General features: G+C 35.2%; 14 protein-coding genes. 11 read left to right on the plus strand and 3 right to left on the minus strand.

Going from position 1 to position 20,875, the window contains the following annotated elements:
- Positions 1-455 (plus strand): SUMF1/EgtB/PvdO family nonheme iron enzyme (locus tag ACOVO2_RS00870; protein ID WP_421768156.1); only part of this gene is annotated, 455 nt, incomplete at its 5' end.
- Between the two features lie 53 nt (positions 456-508).
- On the opposite strand, the gene ACOVO2_RS00875 is transcribed toward ACOVO2_RS00870, so the two are convergent.
- Positions 509-1,195 carry a ComF family protein gene (locus tag ACOVO2_RS00875; protein WP_421768157.1) on the minus strand — a complete coding sequence of 229 codons (687 nt, stop codon included), beginning with the start codon at positions 1,193-1,195 and terminating at the stop codon, positions 509-511.
- 36 nt (positions 1,196-1,231) lie between these two features.
- Here ACOVO2_RS00875 and ACOVO2_RS00880 point away from each other — a divergent pair, with 36 nt between their 5' ends.
- The 9 genes from ACOVO2_RS00880 to ACOVO2_RS00920 all read left to right on the plus strand — a co-directional run bounded on the left by ACOVO2_RS00880 (position 1,232) and on the right by ACOVO2_RS00920 (position 15,333).
- Complete coding sequence (locus tag ACOVO2_RS00880) at positions 1,232-1,591, plus strand: hypothetical protein (protein ID WP_421768158.1); 360 nt, start codon at positions 1,232-1,234, stop codon at positions 1,589-1,591.
- A gap of 33 nt (positions 1,592-1,624) precedes the next feature.
- Entirely contained in the window at positions 1,625-2,386 is a 762-nt protein-coding gene (locus ACOVO2_RS00885) for an exodeoxyribonuclease III (RefSeq protein WP_421768159.1), read from the plus strand.
- Positions 2,387-2,410: 24 nt separating this feature from the next.
- Positions 2,411-5,737: a DUF4175 family protein gene (locus ACOVO2_RS00890; protein WP_421768160.1), complete on the plus strand. Its 3,327-nt coding sequence runs from the start codon at positions 2,411-2,413 to the stop codon at positions 5,735-5,737.
- 280 nt (positions 5,738-6,017) lie between these two features.
- Positions 6,018-7,880 (plus strand): tRNA uridine-5-carboxymethylaminomethyl(34) synthesis enzyme MnmG, encoded by a 1,863-nt coding sequence (gene mnmG, locus ACOVO2_RS00895; RefSeq protein WP_421768161.1) that lies wholly within the window; start codon positions 6,018-6,020, stop codon positions 7,878-7,880.
- A gap of 77 nt (positions 7,881-7,957) precedes the next feature.
- The gene (locus ACOVO2_RS00900; RefSeq protein ID WP_421768162.1) at positions 7,958-9,568 is read left to right on the plus strand and encodes an Ig-like domain-containing protein; all 1,611 of its coding nucleotides are present in this window, start codon (positions 7,958-7,960) and stop codon (positions 9,566-9,568) included.
- 476 nt (positions 9,569-10,044) lie between these two features.
- A complete protein-coding gene (locus tag ACOVO2_RS00905; protein ID WP_421768163.1) occupies positions 10,045-11,847 on the plus strand; it encodes a tetratricopeptide repeat protein in 1,803 nt (600 codons plus the stop codon).
- A gap of 147 nt (positions 11,848-11,994) precedes the next feature.
- Positions 11,995-13,281, plus strand: coding sequence for a hypothetical protein (locus ACOVO2_RS00910; RefSeq protein ID WP_421768164.1), 1,287 nt, complete (start codon positions 11,995-11,997; stop codon positions 13,279-13,281).
- 137 nt (positions 13,282-13,418) lie between these two features.
- Positions 13,419-14,261 carry an acetyl-CoA carboxylase, carboxyltransferase subunit beta gene (gene accD / locus ACOVO2_RS00915; protein ID WP_421768165.1) on the plus strand — a complete coding sequence of 281 codons (843 nt, stop codon included), beginning with the start codon at positions 13,419-13,421 and terminating at the stop codon, positions 14,259-14,261.
- Positions 14,262-14,355: 94 nt separating this feature from the next.
- Positions 14,356-15,333: a radical SAM protein gene (locus ACOVO2_RS00920; protein WP_421768166.1), complete on the plus strand. Its 978-nt coding sequence runs from the start codon at positions 14,356-14,358 to the stop codon at positions 15,331-15,333.
- A 71-nt stretch (positions 15,334-15,404) separates the two neighbouring features.
- On the opposite strand, the gene ACOVO2_RS00925 is transcribed toward ACOVO2_RS00920, so the two are convergent.
- Together ACOVO2_RS00925 and ACOVO2_RS00930 are read right to left on the minus strand one after the other, a co-directional pair.
- Positions 15,405-16,307, minus strand: a complete 903-nt coding sequence (locus ACOVO2_RS00925) for a DUF4249 domain-containing protein (protein WP_421768167.1) — start codon at positions 16,305-16,307, stop codon at positions 15,405-15,407.
- Positions 16,308-16,359: 52 nt separating this feature from the next.
- Positions 16,360-18,720 carry a TonB-dependent receptor gene (locus tag ACOVO2_RS00930; RefSeq protein WP_421768168.1) on the minus strand — a complete coding sequence of 787 codons (2,361 nt, stop codon included), beginning with the start codon at positions 18,718-18,720 and terminating at the stop codon, positions 16,360-16,362.
- 393 nt (positions 18,721-19,113) lie between these two features.
- Here ACOVO2_RS00930 and ACOVO2_RS00935 point away from each other — a divergent pair, with 393 nt between their 5' ends.
- Positions 19,114-20,784: a family 78 glycoside hydrolase catalytic domain gene (locus ACOVO2_RS00935; protein WP_421768169.1), complete on the plus strand. Its 1,671-nt coding sequence runs from the start codon at positions 19,114-19,116 to the stop codon at positions 20,782-20,784.
- Positions 20,785-20,875: the final 91 nt, after the last annotated feature.

The raw sequence follows: 20,875 nt of genomic DNA on the forward strand, positions 1-20,875 counted from the left end.
AAAGCAAAGGAAAAGCCAAAGGAACTATGCTTGCTAACTTCAAACGTGGCCGTGGTGACTATGCTGGTATTGCTGGTCATCAAAATGACAAAGGAACTATTACTGTTGAAGTTTATGAGTTCCCTGCGAATGACTTTGGCTTATATCAAATGGCAGGAAATGTGAATGAGTGGGTTTATGACCTTTACCGTCCAAATTCATTCCAAGATGTAAATGATTTAAATCCTATTCGTCGTAATGAGTTTTTAGACGAAGCGAGTATGTATGACAAGAAAAACTTTAACTCTTTGGTTGATAACCATTTAAGAGTATACAAAGGTGGCTCTTGGAACGATGTAGCCTACTGGTTATCACCAGGTACACGTCGTGCATTAGACCAAGATTCTTCTACTGCTACTATCGGTTTCCGTTGTGCAATGATTGCAATCGGACCAAAAGGTAAGCGTAAATTATAATTAAAATACTGATTATCAGCAAAATCCCCTCCCGAAAGAGGGGATTTTTTGTTTTAGAAAGCTGCCGCAATTGTTATTACAGAAACCTCTTTTGCTTCAGCATTTAAAAGTGTTATCCCCAATGATTCGATAGTCGAGCCAGTTGTCAACACATCATCCACAATTGCAATTCTTTTGTTTCTAACTTTTTCATTATCAACTACTTCAAATATATTTTCAACATTCTGAAAACGCTCTATGCGGCTCTTTTTTGTCTGTGTTGAGGTATGTGTAAGCCTTTTTACTGCATTTGTATCATAAGGTACATTTAACGCCTCTGAAAGCCCCTCTGCAATGCAATCTGCTTGATTATAACCTCTTTGTATTAATTTTGTTGGATGGAGTGGTACACCTATTATTAAATCAATTTTTTCATCAAAACCCACTGCTTTTAGATCAACTCCGTAGATTTTGCCCAGATACCTTCCAACCTCTGGTTTATTTCTATATTTCAGTTCGTGTAGCAGTTTCTGAACTTTTCCTTTCTTTGAAAACTTCATAAAGGTAATGGTATCAGTCACTGGAATTTTACCCCAAAAACGATTTGAAACTTTATCAAGTCTTTGAATGTGTGAATTGGTGCGTGGCAAATCAATCATACAATTTGTACAAATCAGATTTTCTCCGCCCAAAAGAGCTTCTCCACAGGCTTCACAGCTGCGTGGATAGATTATATCTAAAAAATGCTTAAACCATTTCATAGTGATTGTTTAAGTTTGTATATCAAATAAATTAATATGACTCAAGAAGACAATATTTTAAAAGAAAATTGGCAAACCTTGCAAAGTTTCCTAAAAAATAACCTCGGCAAAAAACCTACTGACTTAAATGGCGTTTTATTTTTAATCGGCGTTCAAGAACTTGGACAAGGTAAAAAAGTTTTTACAAAAGAACAAAAACAAGACCTTATGCACATCGCAATTTGTAAGGTTTTAAGTTTTGGTGGCTATTATGAACTTGAAGGACGAGATGAGGAAGGCTGGCCACATTGGAAATTAATCACTCCTTTGCCACATTTTGATATGCTTTCGCAAGAAAAATTACTTAAACACTTTGTAATTGAATATTTTAGAAAAGAAGTTGGCCTACATATTTAATCTAATCCTTATTAAACTATTATATATTTTAAAATGAAAATTATTTCATATAACGTAAACGGCGTGCGTTCAGCAATAAATAAAGGCCTTATCACTTGGTTAAAATCAAGTAACCCAGATATTTTGTGTTTACAAGAAATTAAACTTTCTGAAACTGAATTAGTAAGTCCGCTCTTTGAAGAACTTGGTTATTATTGTTATTGGTACCCTGCTCAAAAACGTGGTTATAGTGGCGTTGCTATCTTGTCTAAAATCAAACCTAACAATGTTCAGTACGGAATCGGAAACTCTCTTTTTGATGATGAAGGTAGAATTCTCAGAGCCGATTTCGATACTTTTTCTATTCTAAGTATGTATTTTCCTTCAGGTTCATCGGGCGATGAGCGTCAAAGTTTGAAGATGACTTTCTTAGATGATTTCTTGGTTTACATTCAAGAACTTCAAAAAGAGTTACCTAATTTAATTATCAGCGGTGATGTAAATATCTGTCATCGGGAGATTGACATCCATAACCCTAAGGGTAACGCAAATTCGTCGGGCTTCCTACCCGAAGAACGGGCATGGGTTGGCAAATTTCTTGATAATGGTTACGTTGATACTTTTAGACATTTCAATCAAGAGCCACATCATTATACTTGGTGGTCATATAGGGCAGGAGCAAAGCAGAAAAACTTAGGTTGGCGTATAGATTATCATTTTGCTACCGAGAGCTTAAAAAATCGTTTAGCCAGTGCAGCTATCCACCCCGACCAATTGATGTCTGACCATTGCCCAATTGAGTTAAACTTGCTTTAAAAATTTATTAAACTTTATACCAACATGTCAACATCTGTAAAAACTATTTTTGAAAAAATAGACGATTACAAAAGGAAGTATTATAAAAACCTACTTATTAAAGGGTCTTTATTTACTTTGGCTTTGATATTCTCTGCCTTCTTATTAGTTAATACAGTCGAATATTTCGGTCGTTTTAACTCAACCATTCGAGCAATCTTGTTTTTTAGTTTTCTCGGAATGGTTATTTATTCACTATTCGCGTGGGTAGTTAAGCCTTTGTTATATCTTTTTCATTTCAACGAGCCGCTCACTTACGAAAAAGCTGCGAATGAAATTGGCAAGTTTTTCCCAGAAATAGGGGATAGGCTACTTAACACGCTTCAATTAGCTCAAATTTCTGATAAAGACAATTCTTTATTACAAGCAAGTATTGCTCAAAAAGCTAATGAATTGCGTTTTGTTAAGTTTGCTGATGCTATTAAGATTGATGAAAATAAGAAATACTTGAAATATGCTATTCCTCCTTTGTTACTTATTCTTTTGATTGCGGCCGTCTCGCCTAAATTTTTCAAAAGCAGTACTGAGCGTATTGTATATTTTCAGAAAGATTTCGCCGAAGAAGCACCATTTAAGTTTAAAATTACAAATGATGAGTTAAAAGCAGTTAAAAACGAAGATTTTAACCTTAACCTTACACTTATTGGTAATGCAGTTCCTGAGGCGGTTTATTTAGTTGCCAATGACCGTAAGTTTAAAATGAACTCTGTTGATAATAAGAATTATACATTTACTTTTTCAAAAGTTCAAAACCCTGTTGACTTTCATTTTTTAGCATCCGGTTTTAAATCAAATGAATTTGAACTTGAGCTGATTAGTCGTCCAAATTTGCTATCTTTTGATGTTGCCTTAAACTATCCTTCGTATTTGAATAAATCAAACGAAAGTTTTGATAATGTTGGCAACCTTGTTGTTCCCGAAGGAACTACTGTTGAGTGGAACTTTAGAGCGGCTAATACCGATTCTTTGTATTTACTATTTGAAAACGAACCTAAGCATTTATCAAAAGATGGTTTTGGAGATAATTTCTCTTATGTTCGACGCTTGAAAAATTCATCTTCGTACAAAATTCAGCTTAAAAACCAGTTTAGTGCTAATCGTGAAAACATTGATTTCTATATAAATGTCATTCCTGATAAATATCCACAGATTCAACTCGAACAAATCCGTGATACTACGCTATTCAATTATATAGTTTTAGGTGGAAACATTAACGATGATTATGGTTTGGCTCAATTCAAGCTTTTCTATCGTCCTGTGCGTGATATTGCTCAAAACCAAGCACCTGCATTTACTTCGGTTGATGTGGCTTTTAATAAAACTCAAATCTCTCAAAGTTTCTATTATCAGTTTCCTTTAAATGATTTAAAACTCAATCCTGGAGAGAAAGTTGAATACTTCTTACAGGTATGGGACAATGATGGTGTAAATGGTTCCAAAAGCACAAAAACGCCCGTTCTGACCTTTGCTCTTCCATCGGCCAAGAATTATGACGCCGAAGTAGAAAAAGCCACTGAGAAGACCGAAAATATGCTTGAGAAACTCAATGAGAAGTCTAAGAAATTAAAGAATGACCTCAATAACTTAGAGAATAAACTAAAGAGTAAAAAAGACTTAGATTTTCAAGAGAAAAAACAATTAGAAGAATTGCTTAAAAAGCGTGACGAGTTAATGTCTGAAATGAAAGCCATGCAAGAGCAGTTTGAAAAGATGCAAGAGAAAACCAACCGTTTTCAGCAACAATCTCCTGAACTCCAGAAAAAAATGGACCAACTCAAAAAGTTGATGGAAGAAATCATGAACGACGAAACCAACAAAATGTATGAAGAGTTGAAAAAAATGATGGAAAAAGGTTTAGATGAGAAAACTGTTGAGCAACTCGAAAAGCTAAAAAACCAAGAGCGTAATATGGATAAAGACATTGACCGTACGCTTAAACTTTTCAAACAACTCCAAATGCAACAAAAGGTTGAGAAAACTGCTAATGAATTGGAGAAACTTGCCGAGAAACAAGATAAATTGGGTGACGAATCTCAGAAAAATGAGAAAGAGCAAAATCAACAGCAAAAAGATGCTAAGAATGAAGAACTGAAAAAAGAGCAAGAAAAGCTCTCGAAAGAGTTTGAAGATAAAAAAGAACAAATGAAAGACATCGAAAAATTGAGCAAAGAACTCAAGAAAGAATTCGATGAACAGAAAGAAGAGCAAGAAGAGGTGTCTGAAGAACAAGAAAATTCAGAAGAACAACTCGACCAAAAGCAAAGTGGTGCTGCATCTAAGAGCCAAAAGAAAGCTGCTTCAAAAATGAAGAAAATGGCTCAGAAAATGAAAGAGACGATGCAGTCTCAAGAAATGAAAGAAATGGATGAAGATATGGATGCTTTAAGAGCTATTCTTGAAAATCTCGTCAGGCTTTCATTTGACCAAGAGAAGATCATGAAAGACTTCCGTAACATGAATGTAGCCGACCCTCGCTTCGTAAAACTCTCACAAGACCAATTAAAGATTCAAGACGATGCCAAAATGATTGAGGATAGTTTATATTCACTGGCCAAGCGAGTTCTTCAAATTCAGTCTTTTATTACAAAAGAAGTAACATCCATGCGTAATTCAATGGATGAAAGCGTAAAGTTTATTAAAGAACGTAAATTGAATGTTGCATCTGCCAAACAACAGTTTTCTATGACTTCTATCAATAACCTTGCTCTAATGCTAAGCGATACCTTTAGCCAAATGCAACAAATGATGGCCAATGCAATGCCAGGTAGTGGAAAAAAAGGAAAAAAGGGACAAAAGCCTTCTCCAATGTCGATGGGTGATAAGCAAGATGAGATTAATAAACGTATGGAGAAAATGGGTAAGTCAAGCCAAGGAAGTAGAGGAATGTCAGAAGAAGCAGCTAGGCTTGCTCAAGAACAAGCCGAACTCAGAAAACGTATCCAGCAAATGCAAGAAGAGTTGAAAGGTACTGATGTTGGCAAGAAACTTGGTAATGAATTAAAAGAACTTGAAAAGAAAATGGACGAGAATGAGACAGATTTGGTAAACAAACGAATAAACCCTGATTTGATTAAACGCTCTCGTGATATACAAACAAGATTGCTCGAAGCCGAGAAAGCAGTTCAACAGCAAGAAGAAGACCCTACACGTCAATCAAAGGTTGCACAACAGTTTAATCGCCAATCTCCTCCATCTATGGAAAAATTCTTACAAGAGAAACAAAAGCAAGTTGAATTAATTCGTACAGTTCCGCCTAATTATACACCATTCTACAAGAAACAAACGGATAATTATTTTAGAAAAATCAAGTAAACGTTTTTCTTAGTAAATTTGCAGGGACGCACTAAATGCGTCCCTTTTTTGTTGACTTATAAAATCTTGCATATGTTAGTCTTATAATGGTTTTATTTTTAGCACCAATAAAGAAGTTTTTAGAATCCTTTTTATAGCCAATATTATTTCGATTTATTTTTACTCAAATCATCGGAAGAAATTCCTCCAAAACATAAAGTTAAAAAACTCACGTTTCACGTGAAACAGAGTAATTCACAAAAACACAAACGTTTCACGTGGAAACATAAATAAAAAAGCAATGTTCAAAGAATACGATGTAATAGTTGTTGGAGCAGGCCATGCAGGATGTGAAGCAGCCTCCGCCGCTGCCAATATGGGGTCGTCTGTTTTATTAGTAACAATGAATATGCACACCATTGCACAGATGTCATGTAACCCTGCGATGGGCGGCGTAGCAAAAGGACAAATAGTTCGTGAAATAGATGCTTTAGGTGGTCAATCAGGAATCATTAGTGATAAGACAATGATTCAGTTCAGAATGCTTAATCGTTCTAAAGGGCCAGCAATGTGGAGCCCAAGATGTCAGAGCGATAGAATGATGTTTGCTCAAGAATGGAGAGATACGATGGAAAATATCCCGAACCTTGATTTTTGGCAAGAGATGATTGAGGGCTTGGTAATTAAAAACAATAGGGTAGTAGGAGTTCGTACAGGAATGGGAATCGAAATAAAAGGCAAATCGGTTGTACTAACTAATGGAACATTTCTTAATGGAAAGATACACATCGGAGAGAAAAACTTCGGCGGTGGAAGGACTGGAGAAAAAGCAGCACACGGAATAACTGAGCAATTAATTGAATTAGGGTTTGAGTCAGGACGAATGAAAACAGGAACTCCACCTCGTATTGATGGCCGTTCATTAAACTGGGATTTGATGGAAGAACAAAAGGGTGACGAAAACCCAGAAAAATTCTCCTATACAGATACTCCAAAACTCACAAAACAAAGAAGCTGCTTTGTGACATATACGAACGAAAAAGTTCACGAAGTACTGAGAAAAGGATTTGATAAGTCACCAATGTTTAGTGGCAGGATAAAAGGACTTGGCCCAAGGTATTGCCCTTCGGTGGAAGATAAGATTAATAGATTTGCGGATAAAGACCACCACCAAATATTTGTAGAGCCAGAAGGATGGAATACAGTGGAAATGTACATCAATGGTTTTTCTACATCATTGCCAGAAGAAATACAATACGAGGCGTTAACAAAAATAAAAGGTTTTGAAAATGTAAAAATGTTCAGACCAGGCTATGCAATCGAATATGACTTCTTTCCACCGACACAATTAAAACTTACACTTGAAACTCAATTAATTGAGAACTTATATTTTGCTGGACAAATAAATGGAACTACAGGATACGAGGAAGCAGCTTGCCAAGGATTGATAGCAGGAATAAATGCCCACAATAAAGTCCATGAAAAAGGTGACTTTATTCTAAAAAGAAATGAAGCATATATCGGAGTACTAATTGACGACTTAGTAAACAAAGGTACAGATGAGCCATACAGAATGTTTACATCAAGAGCAGAGTTCAGAACTTTACTACGACAAGACAATGCAGATATTCGTCTAACCCAAAAAGGTTATGATTTAGGGTTAGCTTCTGAGGCACGTTTAGAAAGAATGAATTTCAAAAAAGATGAAGCAGCAAAAATTGTAGAGGAAATTAAAACAAGAAAGATTACACCTGATAACGCCAATAATTATCTCGAACAAATCGGTTCATCTGTATTAAGAGAGAAGTCATCTTTCTACAGTATTCTAAAGCGTCCAGAAATAGAAATAGAAAATATTCGTTTACTAGATAATGATATGAAAGATTTTCTAAGTCAATATGATGATGAGGTAATTGAACAAGCAGTAATACATATTAAGTATGAAAGCTATATAGAGAAGGAATTATTGATGGCAGAAAAAATGTCTCGTTTGGAAGACCTAAATATTAATCCAAATTTTGATTATGAAAAGCTATTATCAATATCCATTGAAGCAAGACAAAAACTTAAAAAGATAAAACCACAAACACTCGGTCAGGCATCAAGAATAAGTGGAGTTTCACCAGCCGATATTTCAGTAATAATGATTCATCTCGGCAGATAAACAAAAATTAAAGTTTCTTAATTACCCTCAACTAATCATTGAGGGTTTTATTTTTACTAAAAAAATAAAAACATAAAATGATTAAAAGTAGAATTTTTAAATGTGTAGTTCTGATAACTGGTTGTAAGTTATTAATTGGTTGTGCTCAGTTTGTTCCACCAACAGGAGGAAAAAAGGATGAAACTCCTCCAAAACTTATTAGTTCGATTCCAAAGGCAGAACAGAAAAATTATAAAGAAAAAACGATTAGTTTAGAATTTGATGAATTGGTGGATGTAACAAGTTTAAGACAAGAACTTTTAATCATACCAGAGGCAGAAGGTACCTATGATATTCGTTCGAAGTCAAATACTGTGATTCTAAAATTTGATAAAGCTTTTAAAGATAGTACAACCTATACGCTTAATTTTAGAAAAGGTATAAAAGATTTAAACGAGCGAAATGAATCTCGAAACCTAAAATTAGTGTTCAGTACGGGACGTAGTATTGATTCATTAAAAATAGGAGGAAATGTAAAAGGACTTTTAAGCAATCAACCTATTTTAGAAGCTCACGTTGCTTTATACAAACTTCAAGATTCATTAGACCTCAAAAAGACCAAACCTGATTATTTCATAAAAACAGATTCAGCAGGAAACTATCAGTTTGAAAACTTAAAAAGTGGAAAGTATCGAATTTATGCCTTTATGGATAAGAATAGCAATTTGAAATATGATACAAAAACAGAAGCCATAGGATTTAGAAATGACACGATAAATTTAAACAAAAATTTAAGTGGAATAAACATACTCATGGCAAACTCCAATAACGAGAAACCGAAAAACCAAAAAGTATTGCCAAGAGCAGAAGACTATACTATACTATATGATAAAAATATAAAATCGTTTGAAGTAAAATTTGAAAACAAAAATGATAGTATTCCGTATTATGGTGAAGGAAAAGAATTAAAATTTTATAATTCAACACAGCGAACAGATACATTAAAAGTAAATATTACAGTGGCTGATTCAAGTGGAAATACTTTGACATATTTACAAAAGATAAAGTTTAGAGACGCTGAGAAAAAGAAAAAGGAAAAAAGAGAGTATCTAACTTTAACTGTAAAACCAAAAGCAGGAGAAGAACTTGACAAGAAAGTAAAATACGAAATAAGCTTTGATACTCCTATTCTAAACTTTGATATGAACAAGTTTAAAATATTGTCAGATACTATTAGAGAAGAGAAACTCGAAACATCAAACTTCACGTGGAATAAATCCAAAACTAAACTTATTATCAATAAAGAGATAAAAGCAGAACGAGAAATAAAGATAGAAATGGGTAGGGGAGTATTTATAAACATCAAAGGAGATTCGAGCGATAAACAAAATTTAAGATACCCAATTATAAAATCTGAGAATTATGGACTAATAGAAGGAAGCTTTGAAGAAAAGAAAACAACTAAGATAATTCAGATCATAAATGATAAATACGAAGTAATAGCAGAACAGACTGCCAAAGATAAATTTTTGTTCATCAATGTAAAGCCGGGTATTTACTTGCTGAGAATAATTAAAGACGAAAACGAAAATGGGTATTGGGATACTGGTAATGTAGAAAAGAATATTCAGCCCGAAGAAGTGCAATTTTATGAAGAACCAATAAGGCTAAAAGCAAACTTTGAGGTACGTGGATTAGTCATAAAATAAATGAAATATCAACACAAAATAAACGAGTACTGAAAAGGTCAATTCAAAATAAAAAATATCCAAGAAATTTTGTGGACAAGCGTGTGGAAAGTATATCAATAATGTGAATTGATACGTTGAAAGCCATGTGGGAAACTCTCTCGAAAAGTGGAAAGAATAAAAAAGAAGTGGAAATCTGGTAAAAGTGTAGGGTTATCCTCAATTCACATGATGTTAATTAACGTGGACACATACTGTGGAAATAACATTAAGTAATAAACAAAAAATATTTAAGGCCAATGTCAATAAATGGTATTAGAATTGATAATCAATAATATAAGTGTTAATTAAAATAATAAAGCTGTGGAAAAAGCAATTAGTTATATACATTCACATTTATAACATTGTCAACAATAAAAGTTTATACACATATCAACAGCCCTAACAATTTAAAACAGTAATTAAAAATATATTTTATTTCTTTTTTTTAGGAAACTATGAAACGGTATTTATTGATAATTCTATTCTTTTCAATTCATTGGTTGGCCAAGGGTCAAGACATCGAATTGGCAAACGAATACTTCAAACAAGGGGAGTACGAAAAAGCCAAAGACATTTTTCAAAAAATTGCAAAAGATAAAAATAACATTCGATTGATTCATCAAAATTATATTCAGTGTTTGTTTAAACTGAAAAATTTTGATGAAGCTGAAAAGTATTTGAAACGTCAAATTAGAAGTAATGATTTGACAGGAATCGTCTTTCGCTCAGATTACACCAATTTGCTCGAAATGACGGGAAAGTTTGAAGAGGCTCAAAAAGAAATGGAAACTTTGATAGACCTTGCTGCACGAACAGAAGGGACAATCTACGAGCTACAAGATTTGTTATACCGCAATTCAAAAACTGAGCTCGTAATTCAGTTATTGAAAAAAGGACGTGAGATTGCCAAAGACGAAAATAAGTATGCAATCCTAATGGCAAGGGCATATCTATACAACGGTCAAAAAGAACCAATGATTGAAGAGATGCTAAAATATGGTTTGGCCGAAAGTAACCAAGATTATGTAAAAGCAACATTCCAAGATAACCTAAAAACCGAAGCAGAGATAGACATGCTCGAGAAAGCACTTTACAGCAAGGTACAGAAGTTCCCGACCGAGCAGTACTACACTGACATACTTATCTGGCATTTAATCCAGCAGAAGGAGTTTACGAAAGCCTTCATTCAAACAAGAGCCTTAGACCGCCGCCTAAAACAAGAAGGCCAAAGAGTTTTTGAATTAGCACAGACTGCCTTAGTGAACAAAGATTACAAAAGTGCAATTCAGATGTACGAGTACGTGATGAAAGAATACCCACAAGGACAATATTACGCTTATGCCAGACGCAATGCTTTGTTTTGCAAAGAAGAGGTCGTAAAAACGACTTATCCTGTGAGCATCGCCGACATACGTTCATTAATAAAAGATTATCAAGGATTATTTTCTGATTTAGGCCGAAATGTAAAAACAATGGAAGCCCTCAGAAATACGGCTCAACTTTACGCTTTTTATTTAAACGAAAGAGATACTGCGATTACCGTTCTTGAAACGGCCATCATGATTGCTGGCTCTGACAACGCTTTCAGAGATAAATGCAAATTAGATTTAGGTGATATTTATGTGTTGAAAAACGAACCGTGGGAAGCAACTTTACTTTATTCACAAGTAGAGAAATCTCAGAAGGAGGACCAACTTGGACAAGAGGCTAAACTCAAAAATGCCAAGTTGCATTATTACAATGGTGAGTTTGATTTAGCCAAAGATGTATTGGATATTCTGAAAAAAGCCACCACACGAGAAATCGCCAATGATGCAATGCAGTTAAGTTTGTTGATTCAAGATAACATCGGACTTGATACTTCTGAAGTTGCTATGCAAGAATACGCCAAAGTTGACTTACTACTTTTTCAAAATAGAAACGCCGAAGCAATGGCGGCACTTGACCAAATTTTTGAAAAATATAAATCTCATTCATTGGCCGATGATATTTTGTGGTTGAGGGCAAATACAAATCTCAAAATCAATAAACCAGAAAAGGCATTAGAAGATTTAGAGTTGCTTCGTAAAAATTATAACTTTGATATACTGGCCGATGATGCTTTATTTTTAGAAGCAAAAATTTACGAAGAGAACTTCCAACAAAAAGATAAAGCCATGGAATTATACCGTGAGATACTACAGAAATTCCCAGGTTCAATCTTCGGAGCGGAAGCCCGCAAAAGATTCAGAAATTTAAGAGGCGATACAATAAATTAAGCCTTTTTGCATTTATAATATTGAAACGCCTCAAAACTTTCTGCTTTGGGGCGTTTTTGTTAAAAGTATGTTAATAAACTCCTCCAATTGCCATTGAAACTACTTTTCCTCGTTTATCTCATATAATCACTTACAAACATTCACCCCATGAATTTTAAGTTATGCACATTATCCACAGTGTTATCCACATTTGTGTTATTGGCTAATGCACAAGAAGAAAGAGTCAAATCTTTTGGCTATAACTACTACGGACAGAAAATAAATGAAAGAGCATTTTGTAGTCAATTTAGTTTTCGCTCAAAAGAAGTAGCCGAAAAAGCAGTTGACGAAATCGTAAGAAGAAGCGGCTTAAAAAGAAACTTCTACGTAATGGAATGCCCAAATACCGATAACTGTTTTGCAGCAATTCAAGGGCAGACTCGATTGATAGTCTACGATGGTTCATTCATGAAAAAAGCCAACGACTTATCAAAATCAGATTGGGGGGCATTGAGTATCTTAGCCCACGAAATCGGACATCATTTGCAAGGACACACAATTGTCGAGGGAGGTAGCGACCCAGCCAAAGAACTCGAAGCTGATGAATTCTCTGGCTTTGTAATGTACCAAATGGGGGCCACATTAAAAGATGCCCAAGCTGCAATAAACAAACTTACTTCTGATTATGATGGCGGAACTCACCCTGCAAGACCCAAACGCCTAGCAGCCATAAAAAAAGGGTATGAAAATGCTCAGGAGCTTTATCCAAATATAAAGAAAAGCGATGGAAGTATTGTCACACAGCCAAAATCACAGTCGACACAACAAGCTCCGCAGCCACAAATTCCTCCACGTACAAATCCTCAACCTGTTCCACAGCAACAACCGCCTCGAACCTATCCACAACCCACTGATAATCAGGGTGATGTGGATAAAGTGGATAACTCGGTGGACAATTCTGAAGTGCCAATCAAAAGACCAGATATTATTGTGGCTGCACCAACAAATGTGGAAAACACAGGTGAAGCAGTGAAAAAAAGTGGATGTTTTGAAGGAGATTGCAGCGAAGGTTTTGGAAAAATGATAAATCCGAAAACTGAAGAAAAGTACGAAGGTGAATGGAGAAACGGAAAACGGGATGGAAGAGGCGTAGAATTCTATGCCGATGGCGAGAAAAAGTATGTGGGTAACTTCAAAAATGGTAAGTATGAAGGCAATGGTACCTTTTTCTACAAAAATGGGGATAAATATGTGGGTAAGTACAAAAATGGTTTTATGAATGATGATAAAGGTTATTTTATTTTCAATAATAACATCAGATTGGTCGCTCGTGTGGAAAACAACATCAAACACGGGAAAGCCATGAGAATCTACCCAGATGGTAGGAGAGAAGATACTTTTTTTGTAAATGATATAGAAAAAAAAGGGTATGTACCAGATAAGAAAATTAGATAAATTGATTCAAGGGAGGCTTCGTTTTAAATGAAGCCTCCCTTTTTTATATTATTGGCCAAATAAAATTTTGAATAAAACTGAATAAATCAACGGACAAGTTTATTTACCTTTGTCCCCTCAAAATATGATAACCTAATATGTCTTGGTTTAAGAGAACTGATAAAGGAATACAAACTCCGACGGAGATGAAACGCGAAGCCCCAGATGGGCTTTGGTATCAATGTCCAAATTGCAAGAAAGCGATGCACACCCGTGAGCATAAACTAAATGCCTTTACGTGTATCAATTGCAACTACCACGAGAAAATTGGCTCAGAAGCATATTTTCAAATTTTGTTCGATGAAGGCGAATACACCGAACTCGACGAAAATCTTCGCTCAGGTGACCCACTGAAATTTACTGATACAAAATCTTATGTTGATAGAGTAAGGGCAACCGAGAAAAAATCAGGTCTAAAAGATGCAGCCCGAACTGCCTACGGTAAAATGGATGAACTCGACATCGTAATTACTTGTATGGATTTTAGTTTTATTGGTGGTTCGATGGGTTCGGTAGTTGGAGAAAAAATTGCACGTGGAATCGAATATGCTTTACAACATAAAATGCCATTTTTGATGATTTCAAAGTCAGGTGGTGCAAGGATGATGGAAGCAGGTTTTTCGTTAATGCAAATGGCAAAAACCTCAGCGAGATTAGCCCAACTATCTGAAGCAGGCCTTCCGTACATATCTTTACTTACTGACCCAACAACGGGTGGTGTAACGGCATCCTACGCCATGCTCGGTGATTTTAATATTTCAGAGCCAGAAGCACTCATCGGTTTTGCTGGGCCACGTGTAATCAAAGAAACAATCGGTAAGGAATTACCTAAAGGTTTCCAAACTGCCGAATTTGTTTTAGAACATGGTTTCCTTGATTTTATTGTTGATAGAAAAGACCTAAAAGATAAACTCGCCAGTTTATTGAAAATGTTACAATAAAGAAGACAAAAGATTTTAGACAAGAGACAAAAGATATTTTTACCTTGAAATAAATTATCTTTTGTCTCTTGCCTTTTATCCAAATTCTCAAAAAATGAGGCTAATCAAACACCCAGTTTTGTGTAACTATTACGTAACCTATCGCTGCAATGCTACGTGTAGTTTTTGTGATATTTGGGAAAAACCCTCTCCTTACATTACCCTCGAAAATTTCAGAGAAAACCTCAAAGACTTAAAAAGACTCGGAGTCAAAGTAATAGACTTTACAGGTGGTGAGCCACTGCTACATCGAGAATTAGATATACTACTTGAAGAAGCTAAAAAAGCAGGCTTCATTACGACTGTCACCACAAACTGTTTACTCTATCCAAAGTATGCCGACCGCCTAAAAGGCAAAATTGATATGCTTCACTTCTCCCTCGACTCACCCGATGAGGAAGAACATAATCAATCAAGAGGTGTAAAATGTTTCGATAAAATACTCGATTCTATACAAATAGCGAAAAAAAATAAAGAAAGACCAGATATTCTATTCACAGTATTTGAACAAAATGTGGATAAGATTGAGCGGGTGTGGAATGAAATCACTCAACCCAATGATTTAGTCTTAATTCTCAATCCAGTTTTCAACTATAACTCAGTAGAAACCGGGGAAAACCTTTCGGAAGTGAGTTTGCAAAAACTTTTGTGGTGGGGAAAACAGAAAAATGTGTATTTGAATGAAGCGTTTATCGACCTCCGAAAAAATGGCGGAAATCGTGTAGAAAACCCAGTCTGTCGAGCTGCTTCAAGTACAATAGTAATTTCGCCAGAAAACAAATTAGTTCTGCCCTGTTACCATCTCGGAACAAAAGATTTTGAGATAAAAGGAAACCTTTTTGATTTGTACAAATCAAACGAAGTGCAAGAAATTGTTGCTCTAGAAGGTAAACTGAAAGAATGCGAAGGGTGTGTAATTAACTGCTATATGCAGCCATCTTTCTCGGTAGAAATCAATAAATACTTTTGGAAAGCACTTCCAAGTACCTTAAAATACAATTACATAAAAGGCACTTGGAAGAATTTGTTTTAGTCTGAATTTCCTCTACACTAAATAAAGTTAGTGTCGTTCCCTGAGCGAAGCCGAAGGGAAAGCTGAATATTTTACTTCTTAGGCTTTGCCTTATTTTTATCAATAATTGTCTGCATTGAACTAACGGCCGAAATTCCAAAGAAACCAACAGCCTTTTTGGAAGAATTAGAATTTCTGTTAATGATATTCGTTGGAATATTTGCCAAAGGCGTAGAAAACAAACTACCATCTTGCGAAACTTGCTGAACAAACTGCAAATAGTAAAACTGCTCTTTTGTAATCGAATAAAGGTCAACTTTCAAGGTATCTTTATCAGAGTACAATTCTCGGGCAACTGATGTGCGAATAGGCAAAATAAACAAAAGTCCATCCGTTTTTGAACCCGGACTAAATCCTGCATCGTAAGCAACTTGAATTTCGGTGGCCTTTGAAAAATACTTATTATTCTTTGCCGCTTTTACCCAATAACAATCTCCTTCTCCTTCAAAATCTTTAGCGTAGAATTGTGGCAGAAAACCTTCTTGTGGACCATTTTCTGGTTTTACAGGAAGCCGCTCAACTTCATAATTAATTGAATCAATCTTAGGTACACGATTGAGTTTAGAAACCGAAATATACTCTTCACCACCATAATTAATATAAAGTGCATACTGCTTGCCTATTTTATTCAAAGGTTTGTTCTTCGCATCGTAGATATAAACACCATCCTTTTTCAAATCTTTAAATTCATAAGCAACACTATCTTGGTCAAACACAAATACCGTAGCACCAAGAGCAGGCTTGATAGCCGAATTATCAAAGTAACCTTGAGTCAAGGTTAGCTTGATAGTTTGTGTCTCAGGCTTATTATTGACAAGGGCATCAACCGAAAGTTGAGAAACTCCTTCTTCAACATCAATGTCAATTACATCCGTACAAGAAAATAAAATTACGGATAAAAAGTATATAGGGAATAAATTACGAATTTTTTTCATTTTTTTTATATTTTAAAAGTCCTCCCTATAGGGGAGGATTTAGGTGGGGCTTTCAGAATTTAAAATTATAAGTAACAGCTGGAATAATCGAACCAAAAACCGCATAGCGAACCGCCTCAGTTTTTGTTGGGTCTGTTTCATTCTGGCGAACAAACACCGAAAAAGGATTACGACGATTATAAACGTTATAAACCGAGAAAACCCATTCGCCGGTGCCACGCTTAAAGAAACCATATTTGGTTTGTCGAGTAGCTGCAAAGTCAAGACGGTGCGATGCTGGAATTCGGTAAGTATTGCGAGTATCGTAATAATTGTGTGGAAGAGCATAGCCCTGCCAAATAAATTTATTAGTCGGGAAACTCGCCGGAGTACCAGTGCTGAATGTAAAATTACTTGAGAAGGTCCAACGTTTGTTTAAGTCATAAATAGCCACAACCGACAAGTTGTGTGTCTTATCAATTCGACTAGGAAACCAATTATTTTGATTTAAACCTTCGATTTTTCTTTCCGTACGAGCGAGTGTATAACTCACCCAACCATTAAATTTACCCTTTGCTTTTTTTACATAAAACTCTGCCCCATAAGCACGACCTTTTCCAGAAAGTAAATCGGCCTCAACGGCAGGATTCAACAATAAATCGGCATTTCTTACATAATCAATTTGGTTGTAAAGGTCTTTATAATACACCTCAACCGAAGTCTCATATAGATTATCGCTGAAATTATGAAAATATCCCAAAGCAAACTGATCGGCTAGTTGTGGTTTAATATTATTACTACTCGGCGTCCAAACATCAAGTGGCGAAGACGCAGTTGTATTTGAAAGAAGGTGAATATACTGGGCTAAACGATTATAACTCACTTTGATTGAATTATCTTGTCCAAGGCTAAAGTTTGCTGCGAATCTTGGCTCAAAATTGCCATATTGTTGAATACTTTTTCCCCAACCAAATTCAGTTGTTTTAGTAATGCTTCTTCGCTCACCGTCATTAGTGGCGGCACTCAATTCATACGCTTTTCCTTTTCCTAAATAATTATAAAGCGAATATCTAAGCCCATATTGTAGCGAAATTTTTGAGGTCAACTTTTGCTCATTACCAATGTATAAAGCATTTTCAGCAGCAAATTTATCATCTAAACCAATCGTACGTTCGACCCCACCTGAAATAGCAACTGCCTGCCCCGGATTGAAAGTATAATAAGTTAATTGTCCACCGAAAGTAATGGTATTTTTTGTGTTCGGATAATACGTAAAATCGGGCTTTATACTGTAAGTAATAATGTTCGATTTCCAACGAAAGGCATCTTGATTATTGGTTTCTTTCAAATCAGATTGCAAAGCGTAATCATAATTGCTATAAAAAACGGTATTATTCAAAAAGAGCTTATTATTGAAAACGTGATTCCATCTAAAACTCGTGGTGGCATTTCCCCAGTTGAAACCAAAATCGGCCCCGAAAGTATCTCGCCCAAAATATCCAGAAAGAAAAACTGTGTTCTTTTCATTTACTCGGTAATTAGCCTTTGCTGTAAAATCATAGAAGTAAAAGCTTGTCCCTTTCAAATCATCATTCAAAAAAGGTTTTGCCAAAATATCAATATAAGACCTACGCAATGCTACAATAAAAGAACCCTTATCTTTCAAAAAAGGACGCTCATAAGTAAACCTCGAAAAGATACTACCAATTCCCCCAGAAAACTGCGGCTTTTTTGAGTTTCCTTCTTTCATTCTTACATCCAAGATTGAAGAAACACGTCCACCATACTGAGAAGGAATACCACCTTTAATCAATTTTACATCCTTAACAGCATCTGGGTTAAAAACCGAGAAAAAACCAAAAAGGTGAGAGGAATTATAAACGGGAGCTTCATCGAGCAAAACTAAATTTTGGTCAATTCCACCACCACGAACATTGAAACCCGAAGCACCTTCACCAACCGATGTAACGCCGGGCAAAAACTGAATACTTTTGATAATATCAACTTCTCCGAGCAAAGCAGGCATTTTTTGCATGGTCTTGATATCAACTTTATTGACTGACATTTCAAGGCTTTTTACATTATCATCAGCCTTTTTTGTAGTGATAACCACTTCCTGCAAAAGCTTCGAATCATCTTTTAGCTCGACATCTAACTTTACATCTTGACTCAAAAGCTCAACTTTTTTGGTAATTTTTTCAAAGCCGACATACGTCAACACCAAGTTGTACGTTCCTTTGGGAAGTGTAAGCGAATAGAAGCCGTACGGATTTGTCTGTGTACCAGTCTTAACTTCTTGTACATAAACCGAAACCCCAATCAAACCTTCGCCATTGGCGGCATCTTTTATGTACCCACTGACCGTAAATTTGTCTTGTGCTGAGGCATTCCACGTGAAAAACAGACTAACTAACAACAATAATAGTTTTTTCATGAATTGGATTTTTTGTAGTAATAAAAATGAAAACTATTTCTCTTTCAAAAGATATTCATAATTGTAGATGTTTAATTTGTTGACAATTTTGAACACTTTTTACTTAAAAAATAGTGAAGAATGGTAGATTTTTGTTTTAAATGGTTAATGAATAAAAAATAATAAGGATTATTAAACTTAATACAAAACCAAGATTATCAACCAAAAGTAATAACGTTGGAAACATACCGAAAGTTTTGTTTGATGAAGCGGAAGTTTTGAGGGATAAAAGGGATAATTAGAGATTTTCAACAACAAAAGATAATTAATAGGCAGAATAATAGAGAATATTTTAAGAAATTGCCGATAAATCAATAAAGAATAGATTTTTAGTAGAAACCAAAAGAAAATTAGATGAAGAAAACACTCATTTTGCTCTTTATAAGTTTGAATATTTTTCAAACAAACGCACAAACACTCGAAAAACTCAGATGTGAATACCAAGAAACGCCAATGGGCTTGGAAGTACTAAATCCACGATTATCATGGCAAATGAAAGCCACCAATCGAGGTGCAAAACAAACAGCCTATCAGATTTTAGTAGCTGATAACGAAGCCGACTTAAAAAAAGATAACGGAAACGTCTGGAACTCAGGCATGGTAAAATCAGATCAATCAATAAAAATAGATTATGCAGGAAAACCACTCGAATCTCGTAAAAGATATTTCTGGAAAGTGAAAATATGGAATGAGAAAAACAAACCAACGCTTTACAGCGAACCAACTTGGTGGGAAATGGCCCTGCTAAAAAAAGAAGATTGGTCGGCTCATTGGATTGGCAAAAACGGAACTGATGGCAAATCAATCGAACTTCAAAAGGAATTTAACTTAAGCAAACGTGCCACAAGAGCCAGAATCTATGTAACTGGAGTAGGAGCGTATCACTTGATTTTCAACGGAAAAAAAGTAGGACAAGATATTCTGACACCCGGTTTGACAAAAGATTCTAAGATAATTCCTTATCAGATTTACGAAATCTCAAACGAAGATTTAAGTATCGGTATCAACTTCATTACTGCAACGCTCGGAAATGCTTGGCAAAAAGGTAATCTGCCAAACAAACTTTTATTTCAGATGGAAATGGAGTTTTATGATGGCTCTCGCCAAACCGTAATTTCTGATGGAAGTTGGAAAACTCGACTTTCACCAATTGTGTCAAATTCGATTTACGCTGGTGAAGTTTACAATGCCCAACTTGAATATGGCAAGGATTGGGAAAATGCGGCAATCATGGACGAAGCTCAAAGTGGAATAGAACTCAAGCCTCAAATCTCGCCACAAGCAAAAGTTATCAAAGAAATAAAGGCAGTAAAAATAACCGAGCCAAGAAAAGGCCGTTATGTTTTTGATTTCGGACAAAATATAGTTGGCTTTGCCTATCTACAAACCGAAGGTAAAGCAACCAAAGAAGTTGAACTAAAATATGCTGAAACTTTGACCGACAAAGGCTTGGCCGACCAAAAAGGAATCAAACCAACTGATAAATATCTTTTAAAAGGATATGGCATAGAAAAATGGGAACCTAAATTCAGCTATCACGGCTTCCGATATGTTGAGGTAGAAGGTCTTCCTAAAAAAGCCGATGAAAATACTTTGGTTGCCAAAGTAATAGATGAGAATACACCTTTCGTAGAAAATTATGCTTACTCAGAAGACCTTTTGGCAAAAATTTATGCGAAAAAAGTAATAGCAGAGCCAAATTTCAATGAAGCTAAGGTTGTAATTGCTCCGCCATTAGGCCAAGAATCAAAAACTTTTGATACGAATTATGGTCAGATTACAAGTCAATCAAACTTACAAGGCAATAAGTTTAGTTTGAAATTAAATATTCCTGCCAATGTTTCAGTTCAAATACAACTACCTTTACAAACAGGAAAAACAATCAATAATATCAAAGAAGGAGGGAAGTTCTTCATTGTAAAGAAAAAACCTGTAAAAATTGAAGGTATCACTTACGTAAAGTCTGAAAAAGATAAAGCAATTTTTGAAGTTTCAAGTGGAACTTATGAATTTGTGGTAGAATAAATCAAAATAAATATCCATTTTAAAAACCTCTGTATTTCGATTTTTTGAAAGCAGAGGTTTTTTGTTTTATAAAATTCTCCAAAAAGTACAA

The organism is Emticicia sp. (genome assembly GCF_049241225.1).
Taxonomy (GTDB): Bacteria; Bacteroidota; Bacteroidia; order Cytophagales; family Spirosomataceae; genus Emticicia.